At 70.3% G+C, this 12,212-nt stretch carries 13 protein-coding genes; 2 read left to right on the forward strand and 11 right to left on the reverse strand.

Annotated features, from left to right (window positions below):
• Positions 1–32: 32 nt before the first annotated feature.
• The 6 genes from AB0G32_RS04570 to AB0G32_RS04595 form a co-directional block, all read right to left on the reverse strand.
• Positions 33–1,352 (reverse strand): dicarboxylate/amino acid:cation symporter, encoded by a 1,320-nt coding sequence (locus tag AB0G32_RS04570; RefSeq protein WP_361157978.1) that lies wholly within the window; start codon positions 1,350–1,352, stop codon positions 33–35.
• A gap of 309 nt (positions 1,353–1,661) precedes the next feature.
• Positions 1,662–1,961, reverse strand: a complete 300-nt coding sequence (locus AB0G32_RS04575; protein WP_361158244.1) for a DUF4229 domain-containing protein — start codon at positions 1,959–1,961, stop codon at positions 1,662–1,664.
• 87 nt (positions 1,962–2,048) lie between these two features.
• Complete coding sequence (locus tag AB0G32_RS04580; RefSeq protein WP_361157980.1) at positions 2,049–2,573, reverse strand: GNAT family N-acetyltransferase; 525 nt, start codon at positions 2,571–2,573, stop codon at positions 2,049–2,051.
• A gap of 91 nt (positions 2,574–2,664) precedes the next feature.
• The gene (gene mqnE, locus AB0G32_RS04585; protein ID WP_361157983.1) at positions 2,665–3,828 is read right to left on the reverse strand and encodes an aminofutalosine synthase MqnE; all 1,164 of its coding nucleotides are present in this window, start codon (positions 3,826–3,828) and stop codon (positions 2,665–2,667) included.
• 55 nt (positions 3,829–3,883) lie between these two features.
• Positions 3,884–4,339, reverse strand: coding sequence for an Lrp/AsnC family transcriptional regulator (locus AB0G32_RS04590; protein ID WP_189423099.1), 456 nt, complete (start codon positions 4,337–4,339; stop codon positions 3,884–3,886).
• Positions 4,340–4,392: 53 nt separating this feature from the next.
• The gene (locus AB0G32_RS04595) at positions 4,393–5,079 is read right to left on the reverse strand and encodes a UbiX family flavin prenyltransferase (RefSeq protein ID WP_361157986.1); all 687 of its coding nucleotides are present in this window, start codon (positions 5,077–5,079) and stop codon (positions 4,393–4,395) included.
• Between the two features lie 90 nt (positions 5,080–5,169).
• Between AB0G32_RS04595 and AB0G32_RS04600 the strand changes: the two genes are divergently transcribed.
• A complete protein-coding gene (locus AB0G32_RS04600) occupies positions 5,170–5,781 on the forward strand; it encodes a rhomboid family intramembrane serine protease (RefSeq protein WP_361157989.1) in 612 nt (203 codons plus the stop codon).
• Between the two features lie 43 nt (positions 5,782–5,824).
• Here AB0G32_RS04600 and mqnP read toward each other — a convergent pair whose 3' ends face one another.
• A complete protein-coding gene (gene mqnP / locus AB0G32_RS04605; RefSeq protein ID WP_361157991.1) occupies positions 5,825–6,730 on the reverse strand; it encodes a menaquinone biosynthesis prenyltransferase MqnP in 906 nt (301 codons plus the stop codon).
• On the reverse strand, positions 6,727–8,178 hold the full coding sequence (locus tag AB0G32_RS04610; RefSeq protein ID WP_361157994.1) for a menaquinone biosynthesis decarboxylase: 1,452 nt from the start codon (positions 8,176–8,178) through the stop codon (positions 6,727–6,729). Before AB0G32_RS04610 ends, mqnP begins: the two co-directional genes overlap by 4 nt.
• Before the next feature lie 67 nt (positions 8,179–8,245).
• Here AB0G32_RS04610 and AB0G32_RS04615 point away from each other — a divergent pair, with 67 nt between their 5' ends.
• On the forward strand, positions 8,246–8,554 hold the full coding sequence (locus AB0G32_RS04615) for a PLD nuclease N-terminal domain-containing protein (RefSeq protein ID WP_361157996.1): 309 nt from the start codon (positions 8,246–8,248) through the stop codon (positions 8,552–8,554).
• Between the two features lie 12 nt (positions 8,555–8,566).
• Here AB0G32_RS04615 and AB0G32_RS04620 read toward each other — a convergent pair whose 3' ends face one another.
• The 3 genes from AB0G32_RS04620 to AB0G32_RS04630 form a co-directional block, all read right to left on the reverse strand.
• Complete coding sequence (locus AB0G32_RS04620) at positions 8,567–10,261, reverse strand: LamG-like jellyroll fold domain-containing protein (protein WP_361157999.1); 1,695 nt, start codon at positions 10,259–10,261, stop codon at positions 8,567–8,569.
• A 75-nt stretch (positions 10,262–10,336) separates the two neighbouring features.
• Entirely contained in the window at positions 10,337–11,209 is an 873-nt protein-coding gene (locus AB0G32_RS04625; RefSeq protein ID WP_361158002.1) for a hypothetical protein, read from the reverse strand.
• 18 nt (positions 11,210–11,227) lie between these two features.
• Positions 11,228–12,040 carry a helix-turn-helix domain-containing protein gene (locus AB0G32_RS04630; protein ID WP_361158005.1) on the reverse strand — a complete coding sequence of 271 codons (813 nt, stop codon included), beginning with the start codon at positions 12,038–12,040 and terminating at the stop codon, positions 11,228–11,230.
• Positions 12,041–12,212: the final 172 nt, after the last annotated feature.

Raw genomic sequence — 12,212 nt, forward strand, 5'->3', positions numbered from 1 at the left:
GGACGGGCCGTACGGGCCGCACGTACCCGCTGTTAGGCGGCCGCCGCCGGCACCGGCTCGCGGTCGCGCACCGGCTCCGGCTCCGGCTCGTCGAGCGGCGAGCTGTGCGCGGTGTCGTAGGCCGTGCGGTCGAGCAGGCCCTCGCGGGCCGAGACGATGACCGGGACCAGCGCCTGTCCGGCCACGTTGGTGGCCGTCCGCATCATGTCCAGGATCGGGTCGATGGCGAGGAGCAGGCCGACGCCCTCCATGGGCAGGCCCAGCGTGGACAGGGTGAGCGTCAGCATGACCGTCGCACCGGTCAGGCCGGCCGTGGCGGCCGAGCCGACCACCGAGACGAACGCGATCAGCAGGTAGTCGCCGACGTTCAGCTGGATGTCGAAGATCTGCGCGACGAAGATCGCGGCGATCGCCGGGTAGATGGCCGCGCAGCCGTCCATCTTCGTCGTCGCGCCGAACGGCACCGCGAAGGACGCGTACTCCTTGGGCACGCCGAGCCGCTCGGTGACCTTCTGGGTCAGCGGCATGGTGCCGACCGAGGAGCGGGAGACGAAGGCGAGCTGGATGGCGGGCCAGGCGCCCTTGAAGAACTGCAGCGGGTTGGCCTTGGCGACGGTCGCCAGCAGCGTCGGGTAGACCACGAAGAGGACCAGCGCGCAGCCGACATAGATGTCGGCGGTGAAGGTCGCGTACTTGCCGATCAGGTCCCAGCCGTAGGTGGCGATGGCGTTGCCGATCAGGCCGACGGTGCCCAGCGGGGCGAGCCGGATGACCCACCACAGGGCCTTCTGGAGGAGTTCGAGGACGGACTCGCTCAGGGTGAGGATCGGCTTGGCCCGGTCGCCGAGCTGGAGGGCGGCGACGCCGGCCACGACGGCCATGAAGACGATCTGGAGCACGTTCAGCTCGGTGAACGGCGTGATGACGTCGGTGGGCACGATGCCGGTGAGGAAGTCCAGCCAGGAGCCGGTGTGGTCGGGGGCCGCGCCGTCCTTCGGCGTCAGACCGGTGCCGGCGCCGGGGTTGGTGACCAGCCCGATGACGAGGCCGATGGCCACCGCGATCAGCGACGTGATCATGAACCAGAGGAGGGTGCGGGACGCCAGGCGGGCCGCGTTGTTGACCTTCCTGAGGTTGGTGATCGAGACCAGGATCGCGAAGAAGACCAGCGGGGCGACGGCCAGCTTCAGCAGGCCGATGAAGATGCTGCCGACCTTCTCCAGGGTCGTGACCAGCCAGGACACGTCCTGGCTGCGGGCGAGCCAGCCGAGCAGCACGCCCAGGACGAGACCGGCGATTATCTGGGCCCAGAAGGGCACCTTGAAGGACTGCGTGCGTGAGGACACGGACAAGCTCCGTTGCAGGGGGACGGGACGCGCTGAACCGACGTCACGGGAAGGGGGGGAAGCGGAAGAGGACGTCAGGGGCGACAGTGGCAGGACGCGCACCGGCAGAGGTCCACATGCAGGCGCGCCACGAGCGGAACGCTCGCGGGGAGACGGGGCGCGGCTGCTGACTGCATGCACACGACTTTAACACCAATACTTTTGGACGCCCATAGCCTCACTTTGAGAGGCCACCGGCACCCCTTTCCCCTACAACGCAAAGCACCCCGGCGATCACCGGGGCACTGGACGCGGTACGCGGTACGCGGGAGGGGGCTACGAGGTCTGCCCCTGCGCGCGGGTGGCGTCGTCGGGAGCGTCCTCCTGGCTGCGGTTGGCCTCCAGGTTGGCCTTCATCCGGTCCACCTTGTTCACCACCTGCACGGAGGCCCGGTCCCGCTCGCCGCGCAGCACCACGAAACTGATCGGGGCGGACACCAGCAGCGCGAGCAGCACGATCCACATGCCGTTGGAGTCACCGAGGCCGCTCGGGAAGACCCCGGCATAGACGAGGCCCCAGACGACCACGAGGCAGCCCACGAAGATCCCGAGGCGCATCAGCGTGTAGCGGAGCATCTCAATCCACACTTCCGTTTCCGGCACAAAGAGGCACCGTCCAGTGAAGCACGCCGGGGCGCGTGCGCGGCAACGGGGGTACGGGCGTCAGTGCAGCGGCAGCAGCATGACGACGTCGTCGCGGTCGTCGCCGGGGGCCACCCGGATGGCACCGGGGACCCGGCCGACCTCCTTGTAGCCGCAGGAGGCGTAGAACCGCTCCAGGCCGAGGCCGCCCCGGCAGGTGAGCCGTATCGCCTCGATGCCGTCGAGGCCGCGGGCGGCGTCGGCGGCGGCGGCCAGCAGGTCGCGGCCGTACCCCTGTCCCTGGTGGCGGGGGTGCACCATCACCGTGTACAGCCACAGCCAGTGGGTCATCAGCCGGTGGGTGTTGAGGGAGAGGAACGCGGTGGCGGCGACCCGCCCCTGCTCGTCCCGGCCGACCAGCAGCCGGGTCCGCCCCTCCGCCATGGCCACCAGGTGCTTGACCAGCTCGGGCCGGATCGTCTCCCGCGCCACCGGCGGCACGAACCCGACCGAGCCGCCCGCGTTGGACACGTCCGTCCACAGGTCGAGGACACCGTCGCGCAGGTCGGGGGTGACGGCCGGGTCGAGAGTGAAAGTAAGAGGCACGAAGCAATAGTAACTATTACCTGCAAACTATTACCCGCGGACTATTACCCGCGTAACTATTACCTGCGCGGGAGCGGCTCAGCGACGAACCTCAGACCCGCATCGGCTGCGGCGCGTCCCGGCGCCCCGCGTCCGGCCCCTCGAACTCCCGGATGATCTCGTACCGGGTGTTCCGCTCCACCGGCCGGAACCCGGCGTCGCGGATCAGGTCGAGCAGATCCTCCCGCGTCAGCTTGTTCGGCGTGCCGAAGTCGTCCGCGTCATGGGTGATCTTGTACTCGACCACCGACCCGTCCATGTCGTCCGCCCCGTGCTGGAGCGCGAGCTGCGCGGTCCCCACGCCGTGCATCACCCAGAAGACCTTCACGTGCGGCACGTTGTCGAACAGCAGCCGGGAGACGGCGAACGTCTTCAGCGCCTCGGCACCCGTCGCCATCCGGGTCCGCGCCTGGAGCCGGTTGCGGATCTTGCCGTCCTTCAGGTCGACGAAGTCGTGCTGGTAGCGCAGCGGGATGAAGACCTGGAAGCCGCCGGTCTCGTCCTGGAGTTCACGCAGCCGCAGTACGTGGTCGACCCGGTGCCGGGGCTCCTCGATGTGGCCGTAGAGCATGGTGCACGGGGTCTTCAGCCCCTTCTCGTGCGCCAGCCGGTGGATGCGCGACCAGTCCTCCCAGTGGGTGCGGTGGTCGACGATGTGCTGCCGCACCTCCCAGTCGAAGATCTCCGCGCCGCCGCCGGTCAGGGACTCGAGGCCCGCGTCGATCAGCTCGTCGAGGATGTCGCTCGCGCTCATCCCGGAGATGGTCTCGAAGTGGTGGATCTCGGTGGCGGTGAACGCCTTCAGCGAGACGTTCGGCAGCGCCGCCTTCAGCTCCCGCAGCGAGCGCGGGTAGTAACGCCAGGGCAGATTCGGGTGCAGCCCGTTGACGATGTGCAGCTCGGTGAGGTTCTCGCCCTCCATCTCCTTGGCGAGCTTCACCGCCTCCTCGATGCGCATCGTGTACGCGTCCTTCTCGCCCGGCTTGCGCTGGAAGGAGCAGTAGGCGCAGGACGCCGTGCACACGTTGGTCATGTTGAGGTGCCGGTTGACGTTGAAGTGGACGACGTCGCCGTTCTTCCGGGTCCGCACCTCGTGCGCGAGGCCGCCGAGCCAGGCGAGGTCGTCCGACTCGTACAGCGCGATGCCGTCCTCGCGGGTCAGCCGCTCACCGGACCGGACCTTCTCCTCCAGCTCGCGCTTGAGCCCGACGTCCATACCCACACCCACACCTTTCTCCGACAACTCGACCAACGGTACGCCTGCGGTACGACTACACCTCGTCCGGCAGCTCACCCACCCGGTTCTCCCACTTGGTGGAGAGCACGACGGTGGTACGGGTGCGGGAGACGCCCTTGGTGCCGGACAGCCGGCGGATGATCCGCTCCAGGCCGTCCACGTCGGTGGCGCGCACCTTGAGCATGTAGGAGTCGTCGCCGGCGATGAACCAGCAGTCCTCGATCTCCCGCAGCTCCTTCAGCCGCTGGGCGACGTCCTCGTGGTCGGCCGCGTCGGAGAGCGAGATGCCGATCAGGGCGACGGCGCCGAGGCCCAGCGAGGCGGCGTCCACCGTGGCCCGGTAGCCGGTGATGACCCCGGCCGCCTCCAGCCGGTTGATGCGGTCGGTGACGCTGGGTCCCGACAGTCCGACGAGGCGCCCCAGCTCGGCGTAGGAGGCCCGGCCGTTCTCCCGCAGGGCCTGGATGAGCTGCCTGTCCACCGCGTCCATGGATCGAAGCCTTCCGATATGTGATTCGTGCGGAGTTCTCAAGTACAGGTGGTTCAAGAGGTGGTACGGGACGCGCTGCCCAGCTCGCCCGCCCAGCGGCGGTAGAGCCCGTGCGGTACGCCCGCCGCATCGAGGACCCGGCCGGCCACGAAGTCCACCAGGTGCTGGATGTGGGTGGCGCCGGCGTAGAAGGCGGGCGAGGCGGGGACGACGGCGGCGCCCGCGTCGTCCAGGGCGACCAGGTGCCGCAGGGTCGTCCCGTTCAGCGGGGTCTCACGGACGGACACCACCAGCGGGCGCCCCTCCTTCAGGGTGACGCTCGCCGCCCGCTGCAACAGGTCCTTCGACAGCCCGAGCGCGACCCCGGCGACGCACGCCGTGGAGGCGGGCACGATGAGCATCCCCTTGGCGGGGTACGAGCCGGAGGACGGCCCGGCGGCCAGGTCGCCGGCGTTCCAGTACCGCGTCGCGTCGAGGTCGACGGCGAAGCTGTCCGGCTTGCCGTCGGCGCCGCGGGCCAGCCATTCCCGCAGGTCGGTCCGCCAGTGGGCGTCCCGGAAGGAGATGCCGGTCTCGTCGAGCAGGGTGAGCCGCGCGGCCCGGCTGACCACCAGGTCGACACTCTCGCCGGCGGTGAGCAGGGCCCGCAGGACCGAGGCGGCATACGGAGTGCCGGAGGCACCTGACACCCCTACGATCCAAGGCGTACGCGCCGTCTCTCCTGGCTTGGCTGGGTTCACGGGACCGAGCCTATAGGCAGTCGCCGGGTGGGAACCGGGCGAGGGGGCGGGGCGTTCACAGGAAGGGACCGGCGAGCGGCGGGGGCTGACATGGCGGGTACGGCGCCTCAGGCGCGGAAGCGGCCGCAGTGGTCGCGCGGCGACCGGGCGAAGGCCGCCGCCCAGCTGATGGCGGGCTGGGTCGCGCTGCTGTGGCTGCTGGAAGTGGCCGACGTGGTCAGCGGTCACGCGCTGGACCGCTTCGGCATCGTGCCGCGCACCGCGGCGGAGCTGGTGGACGTGGTCCCGGCCGCGTTCATCCACTTCGGCTTCGCCCATGTGGCCGCCAACACCGTGCCGCTGCTGGTCCTCGGCTTCCTCACCGCGCTCGGCGGGATACGCCGGTTCCTCGCGCTCTGCGCGCTGATCGTGGTGGCGGACGGGCTGGGCGTCTGGCTGACCTCCCCCTCGGGCACCAACACCGCGGGCGCCTCCGGCCTGATCTTCGGCCTCTTCGGCTACCTGCTGGTCAGCGGCTTCACCGAGCGCCGCCCCCTGGGCATCCTGGCCGGCCTCCTGGTGGCCGCCGTCTGGGGCGGCTCCATCCTCGCGGGCCTGGCCCCGACCCAGTCGGGCGTCAGCTGGCAGGGACACCTGATCGGGCTGGCGGCCGGGGTGGGGGCGGCGTTCGTGTTCCGGCGCGGCCGAATACGGACGGCCTGACGGGTCCTTCGGTTCCTGCCCCCGATGGCGGGCCGCGCCGTGATCAGACGGTCAGTCCCCGCACCAGCAGATCCAGCAGCGCGCACACGAACAGGGCGATGCCGATGAACCCGTTGACGCTGAAGAACGCCCGGTTCAGGCGGGACAGGTCGGTCGGACGCACGATGGTGTGCTCGTAGCCGAACGCGCCCGCGACGATCAGCAGGCCCAGCCAGAAGAAGACACCGGCGTCGGTGGCCAGCGCGTACCAGACGAACAGGGCCGTGGTCACCGTGTGGCAACCCCGCGCGCCCCAGATGGCGGCCGGGATGCCGAACCGGGCCGGGACCGAGCGGACGCCGACCTTCCGGTCGGTCTCGACGTCCTGGCAGGCGTAGATCAGGTCGAAGCCGCCGATCCAGATGCCGACCGCGAGGCCGAGGATCACCGCGTCCCAGGACCACTCACCGGTGATCGCCAGCCAGCCGCCGATCGGCCCCATCGCCTGCGCGAGACCCAGGATGGCCTGCGGGAAGTTCGTGAACCGCTTGCCGTACGGGTACACCACCATCGGGATCACCGCGATGGGCGCGAGGGCGAGGCAGAGCGGGTTGAGCAGCGCCGCCGAGCCCAGGAAGATCACGACGGCGACGATCGCGCCGGTCCAGGCGTGCTTGACCGACATCGCGCCGGTGACCAGTTCGCGGTGGGCGGTGCGCGGGTTCCGGGCGTCGATCTCGCGGTCGATGATCCGGTTGACGGCCATCGCGAAGGTGCGCAGACCCACCATGCAGATGGTCACCAGGAGCAGCCGGCCCCAGTGGATGTTCCCGTCCATGAGGAACATCGCGGTCAGCGCGGCGATGTACGCGAAGGGCAGCGCGAACACCGAGTGCTCGATCATCACCAGGCGCAGGAACGCCTTGGTACGCCCCGGCTGCTGCGGCAGCGCGGCGGAAGCCGACGTCACAGTCCGTACTCCTTCCAGCGGCGGTCGACCTTCGCCGCCGTATCCGGGTCGGACAGCACCATGTCCGGCCAGCCCCCGTCGCGGGTGTACCCCTCCTCGGGCCACTTCCTCGTGGCGTCGATGCCCGCCTTGCCGCCCCAGAACTGCTGGTAGGAGGCGTGGTCGAGATGGTCGACCGGGCCTTCGGCGACCGTGAGGTCACGGGCGTAGTCCGTGTTGCCGAGGGCCCGCCAGGCGACCTCGTGCAGATCGTGGACGTCGCAGTCGGAGTCCACGATCACGATCAGCTTGGTCAGGGACATCATGTGCGCGCCCCAGATGGCGTGCATCACCTTCTGGGCGTGTTTGGGGTACTTCTTGTCGATCGACACGATCGCACAGTTGTGGAAGCCGCCCGCCTCCGGGAGGTGGTAGTCCACGATGTCCGGCACGATAATCTTCAGCAGCGGCAGGAAGAAGCGCTCCGTGGCCCGCCCCAGCGGCCCGTCCTCGGTCGGCGGCCGGCCCACCACGATCGACTGGAGCAGCGGGCGCCGGCGCATCGTGACGCAGTCGATGGTGAGGGCCGGGAACGGCTCCTGCGGGGTGTAGAACCCGGTGTGGTCGCCGAACGGCCCCTCGGGCAGCGTCTCGCCGGGCTCCAGCCAGCCCTCGATGACCACCTCCGCCTGCGCCGGCACCTGGAGCGGCACGGTCTTGCAGTCGACCATCTCGATCCGCTTGCCCTGGAGGAACCCGGCGAACAGGTACTCGTCGATGTCCCCGGGCAGCGGGGCGGTGGAGGCGTACGTCACGGCGGGCGGACACCCGAAGGCGATCGCGACCGGCAGCCGCTCGCCGCGCCGGGCCGCCACCTGGTAGTGGTTGCGGCTGTCCTTGTGGATCTGCCAGTGCATGCCGATGGTGCGCTTGTCGTGGCGCTGGAGGCGGTAGAGGCCGAGGTTGCGGATGCCGGTCTCGGGGTCCTTCGTGTGGGTGAGCCCCAGGTTGAAGAAGGAGCCGCCGTCCTTCGGCCAGGTGAAGAGCGCGGGCAGCCGGTCGAGATCGACGTCGTCCCCGGTGAGCACGACCTCCTGCACCGGCGCCTCTTTGACCTTCTTCGGCGGTACGTGGGCCATCGCGCCGAGCTTGCCGAACGCCTCGCGCACCCCGACGAACCCGTGCGGCAGCTCGGGCCGCAGCAGCCCGCCGATCTTGTCCGAGATGTCCTCGTACGACTTGAGGCCCAGCGCCTTCAGCAGCCGCCGGTCGGTGCCGAAGACGTTCATCGCCAGCGGCAGGTCGGAGCCCTTGACGTTCTCGAACAGCAGGGCGGGACCGCCGGCCTTGTTCACCCGGTCGACGATCTCCCCGACCTCCAGGTGGGGGTCGACCTCGGCCTTGACACGCTTGAGGTCGCCCTCGCGTTCCAGTGCCCTGAGCAGGGAGCGAAGATCGTCGTAAGCCATGCCGTCCAGTATCCCCGAGCCGATACGCTGACCCCGTACCGCCCACCGCTTTCGCTGGAGAGGCCCCATGCTGCGGGTGCTGATGTTCCTCGTGCCACTGGCGTTGAGCGTCTACGCGTTCATCGACTGCATCAGCACGAAGGACGAGGACGTCCGGCACATGCCGAAGCCCCTGTGGGCGATCCTCGTACTCCTCTTCCCGCTGGCCGGCTCGATCTCGTGGATCATCGCGGGGAAGAAACGGCAGCCGGCCGGCTTCTCCGCCGCCGGCCGCGGCCAGTGGGTCGCCCCCGACGACAACCCGGAGTTCCTGAAGTCCCTCGACGAGGACAAGCCCCGCAAGGAAGAGAAGGACGAGGACCCGAAGGGCGACTAGGCAGCCGGGCAGCTAGCGCGGGAGTGTCCTGATCCGCTCCGGGCCGAGCGTCCGGTCGAAGACCTGTACCTCCCGGATGTGCCCGGGGAAGAAGTCGACGGGCTGATTGCCGTAGGACGCTCTGCCGATGGCCAGGGGGCCGTTCGCGGCGATCGGGTTGGTGTCCTCGACGACCGCCTCCTGGACACCGTTGACATACAGCCGCAGCCTGCGGTTCGGCCCCTCGCAGACCCCCGCCAGATGGGTCCACACTCCCGCGGCGGGCACCGTGGTGCTGACGGCCCGCACATCGGGCCGGGCGAAGGCCCAGCGCTTGTCGGCACTGGAGTACTGGAGGTAGAAGCCGCTGGCCTCGTCGGCGTCCTGGCTGACGGCGGTCGCGAAGGTCCCCGGCACGGCGGTGAGCCGGACCCACGCGGCGACGGTGAAGCCCTGGCCCGCTCCGGTCCGCAACGCCGGTCCCGAGGTGATGATCTGACTGCGGGTCCCGTCGAACAGGGCCCCGGCGTCGGGACCGGTCCCCCAGGTGACGCCGGTCGCGGTGCCGTTGTTGTCGCCGGCGGTGTCCCGTACCACCGTTCCGGACGTCTCGTCGAGGGGCCAGTGGCCGAGCGGCTGCGGTCCCTTCGTCGCGGTGGCGGACGGACTGGGCGAGCCGACCGTGCCGTCCGCGCTCCCGGTGGCCGACGACCGATTGAGCCAGAACCCGGTGCCGACGGCGGCCGCGGCCAGTGCCCCGGCGCCGGAGAAGAGGAACGCCCGGCGGCCCCGGTCCCGCGCGGGCCCGGCCGGTGGCGGCGCTTCCGGTGCCGGGGCCGGTGCCAGCAGCGTCGGCTGGTACTGCCCCGCCGGGTACGGGTGCGGGTGCGCAGGCGGGTACGAGAGGACAGTCGCCCGCTCGCCCCCCTGCGGGCCGATCCTGGTCAGGATCTCGCGCGGGGTCGGCCGGTGGGCCGGGTCCTTGGCCAGGCAGTCGGCGACGAGGGCACGCAGCGCCGGGTCGGCGATGGCGCCGACGTCGGGGGCGTTGTGCACGACGCGGTAGAGGAGCGCGGGGGTCGGTCCGCCGCCGAACGGATTCTGCCCGGTCGCCGCGAAGGCCAGCACCGCGCCTAGACAGAAGACGTCGCTGGCCGGGGTCACGTCGGCCCCGTTGACCTGCTCGGGGGACATGAACCCCGGCGACCCGGCCATCTGCCCCGGCACGGTGAGGGAGTCGCCCTCGACGCTGCGCACGATGCCGAAGTCGATGACCCGGGGACCGTCCTCGGCGAGCAGCACGTTGGACGGCTTGAGGTCGCGGTGGACGAGGTGGGCGGCGTGGATCGACCGCAGCGCCTCGGCCAGCCCGGCGGCGAGCGCGGTCGCCGCCCTGCTGTCGAACGGCCCCCGCTCGGCCACCGCCTGCTCCAGCGACGGCCCGGCGATGTAGCTGGTCACCAGGTACGGCAGCGGCGCGTCCGGATCGGCGTCGATCACCGGCGCGGTGAACGCTCCGCTGACCGTCCGGGCGGCCTGCACCTCACGCCGGAACCGGTCCCGGAACTCGGGCCGCCGCACCAGCCCCTCGTGCACCACCTTGACCGCGACGAGCCGTCCGCCCGGGGACCGGCCGAGGTAGACCCGCCCCATCCCGCCCGCACCCAGCCGCTCCAGCAGCCGGTACTCCCCGACGGAGCGCGGGTCGTCCGGCTCCAGCGCTGACACACGTGCCTCCTGGCGTTCGACCGACCTCTGCGAGCGGGAGGCCCAGCATAGAGGCCGGTCGAACGCCCGGCCGACTCACTCGTCTTCGAAGATCGCTTCAGCTGTGGGGGCGGTGACGGCTCGCCTGAGCCAACGGTCGAGAGTCTCCAGATCCTCGCAGTCGGTGATGTGACCACGGATGTCGTCCGAGACGTCGAGCCCACGCTGCTCCAGGACGAGCAGAACGTCGGCAGCACCTCGCTGGGCACGGCCTTCGTCGCGGATCTCTTCCGAGATGTAGGACTTGTAGAAGGAGAGGTCCACGGCCACCAGTTTCCTCCAGAGTTGCTTGGCCGGGCGGTTGCCCAGCCCTTGTGCGGTGAATTCGACGATCGGATCGATGATGTCTTCGGGCACGTCCTGCAATGCGGTGGACAGAGCCTTCAGTATCGCATTCACGGACGTGTCGGCGGCGTGCGTAATGGCCGCCAGACTGGCCAGGAAGAGGTCGGCTCGGGCCTCTTCGGGGTCGGTGATCACGGGCATGTTGTGCGGGCCGGCCACCACGGGCCGCAACGTGAGGGTGGGCAGTTGCAGCGGTCCGCTGTTCACGGCTCGCTGAGCCCATTTCGCCGTGGCATGGTCCTGGCACACCACGAGCAGAGCCGTCGGCACCCGGTATTTCGTCCACAGGTACGACACGTAGTACGCCCAGCTCGCGGGCTTGTCCGGGTCCTTCTTGCCCTGGGCCTCGACGGCCAGCAGGAAGGGGCCCTGCTCGGCCGTCTCGAAGCGCAGCAGTGTGTCGACGCGGCGTTCGACGGGACTGGTCTCGGTGAGGTCGGTCGGCAGGGCGGTCGCGCTGACGGGCGTGGGGATCTCCACGCCGAGGTAGCGCGAGACCCGGCTGAACAGCCCCGGGTCGTGCTGGAAGATACGAAGCATCGCCTCGTGAGGCGGGCTGACCATGAGGTTCCTTGTCTTGGATCAGTGGTGCGGGGTGGACCGGCAGTCGCGGCAGCGGGTGCCGGGTTCTGCGGCGCGGATGCCGCGGTCGCAGCCGTCGCAGTTGCTCAGGGGGTGGATCACCGGCGGTGGTGCGGCCGGGGCGCGGAACGGGGGCGGAGGTGGCAGCAGCGCCGTCAGGCGGTGGGCCAGCAGGGCGGCTGGGCGGCGTACGCCCTCGGGTGGCAGCCCGTCGGCCAGGGCGTGGCGTACGGCGGCGGGCGTGACGTCCCGTTCCAGCCAGGCGGCGACGCCCGGGGCCAAGTGGGCCGTGTCGCAGGCGGAGAGGAGGAGACGGGAGTCGTGGTGGCGCAGTCCCGCGATGAGATCGGTGGCCTGCTGGAGCAGTGCCGGGGCCTTGCAACTCGGCTGCGGTACGGCGGACAGGGCGCGCTTCTTCGGTTTCCGGGGCGTGTGTCGTCGTTCCGGGGCCGGGCGGCGGTGCCGGCGTGCGGCTGCCGCTGCGGGGTTGTTGCAGGAGACGGTCCGGGTGACGATGCGGCCCCTCGGGGTGCGTTCGCGCTCCCGGCGCAGGTAGCCGTGGGTCTCCAGTTCGCGCAGGGCGGCGGAGATACGGGTCGCGCCCTCCTTGAAACGGGCGGTGAGGGTCTTGATGTCGACGTGCCGTCCGGCGGGCAACGACTGGATGTGCAGGCCCAGTCCGATCGCCAGCAGTGACAACTCCGGGTGCTGGGCGAGGTGGTTACCCACCACCGTGAAGTTCGCGGTGTGGCGGACATTGTCGTGAATTACTCCCCCGGGGCGCGGGGGCACGCTAAGGTCGGTGGTACCCATCGGGAAGCTCCTACTTCCTCGGTGGTCAGGCCCTCGCGATGGGATCGCTAGTCCCGGCGGGGGCCGACGCATGTCTGCGGTCTTGTTGCCCTGAGCGTGCGGGAGTTGGGCATCGAAAAGCCAGCCAGACCGCCGACATTCACCCACCCGAGTGATGCCGCGCCGCGGGCGG

Source organism: Streptomyces sp. NPDC023723, from assembly GCF_040639815.1.
Taxonomy (GTDB): domain Bacteria; phylum Actinomycetota; class Actinomycetes; order Streptomycetales; family Streptomycetaceae; genus Streptomyces.

What these genes read in the sequence shown, in the direction of transcription:
- AB0G32_RS04615 (WP_361157996.1), top strand. Translation starts at nt 8,246, where the DNA reads ATGCTGCGGGTGCTGATGTTCCTCGTGCCACTGGCGTTGAGCGTCTAC.
- AB0G32_RS04590 (WP_189423099.1), bottom strand. Translation starts at nt 4,339, where the DNA reads ATGGACGCGGTGGACAGGCAGCTCATCCAGGCCCTGCGGGAGAACGGC.
- AB0G32_RS04630 (WP_361158005.1), bottom strand. Translation starts at nt 12,040, where the DNA reads ATGGGTACCACCGACCTTAGCGTGCCCCCGCGCCCCGGGGGAGTAATT.
- mqnE (WP_361157983.1), bottom strand. Translation starts at nt 3,828, where the DNA reads ATGGACGTCGGGCTCAAGCGCGAGCTGGAGGAGAAGGTCCGGTCCGGT.
- AB0G32_RS04600 (WP_361157989.1), top strand. Translation starts at nt 5,170, where the DNA reads ATGGCGGGTACGGCGCCTCAGGCGCGGAAGCGGCCGCAGTGGTCGCGC.
- AB0G32_RS04625 (WP_361158002.1), bottom strand. Translation starts at nt 11,209, where the DNA reads ATGGTCAGCCCGCCTCACGAGGCGATGCTTCGTATCTTCCAGCACGAC.
- AB0G32_RS04610 (WP_361157994.1), bottom strand. Translation starts at nt 8,178, where the DNA reads ATGGCTTACGACGATCTTCGCTCCCTGCTCAGGGCACTGGAACGCGAG.
- AB0G32_RS04575 (WP_361158244.1), bottom strand. Translation starts at nt 1,961, where the DNA reads ATGCTCCGCTACACGCTGATGCGCCTCGGGATCTTCGTGGGCTGCCTC.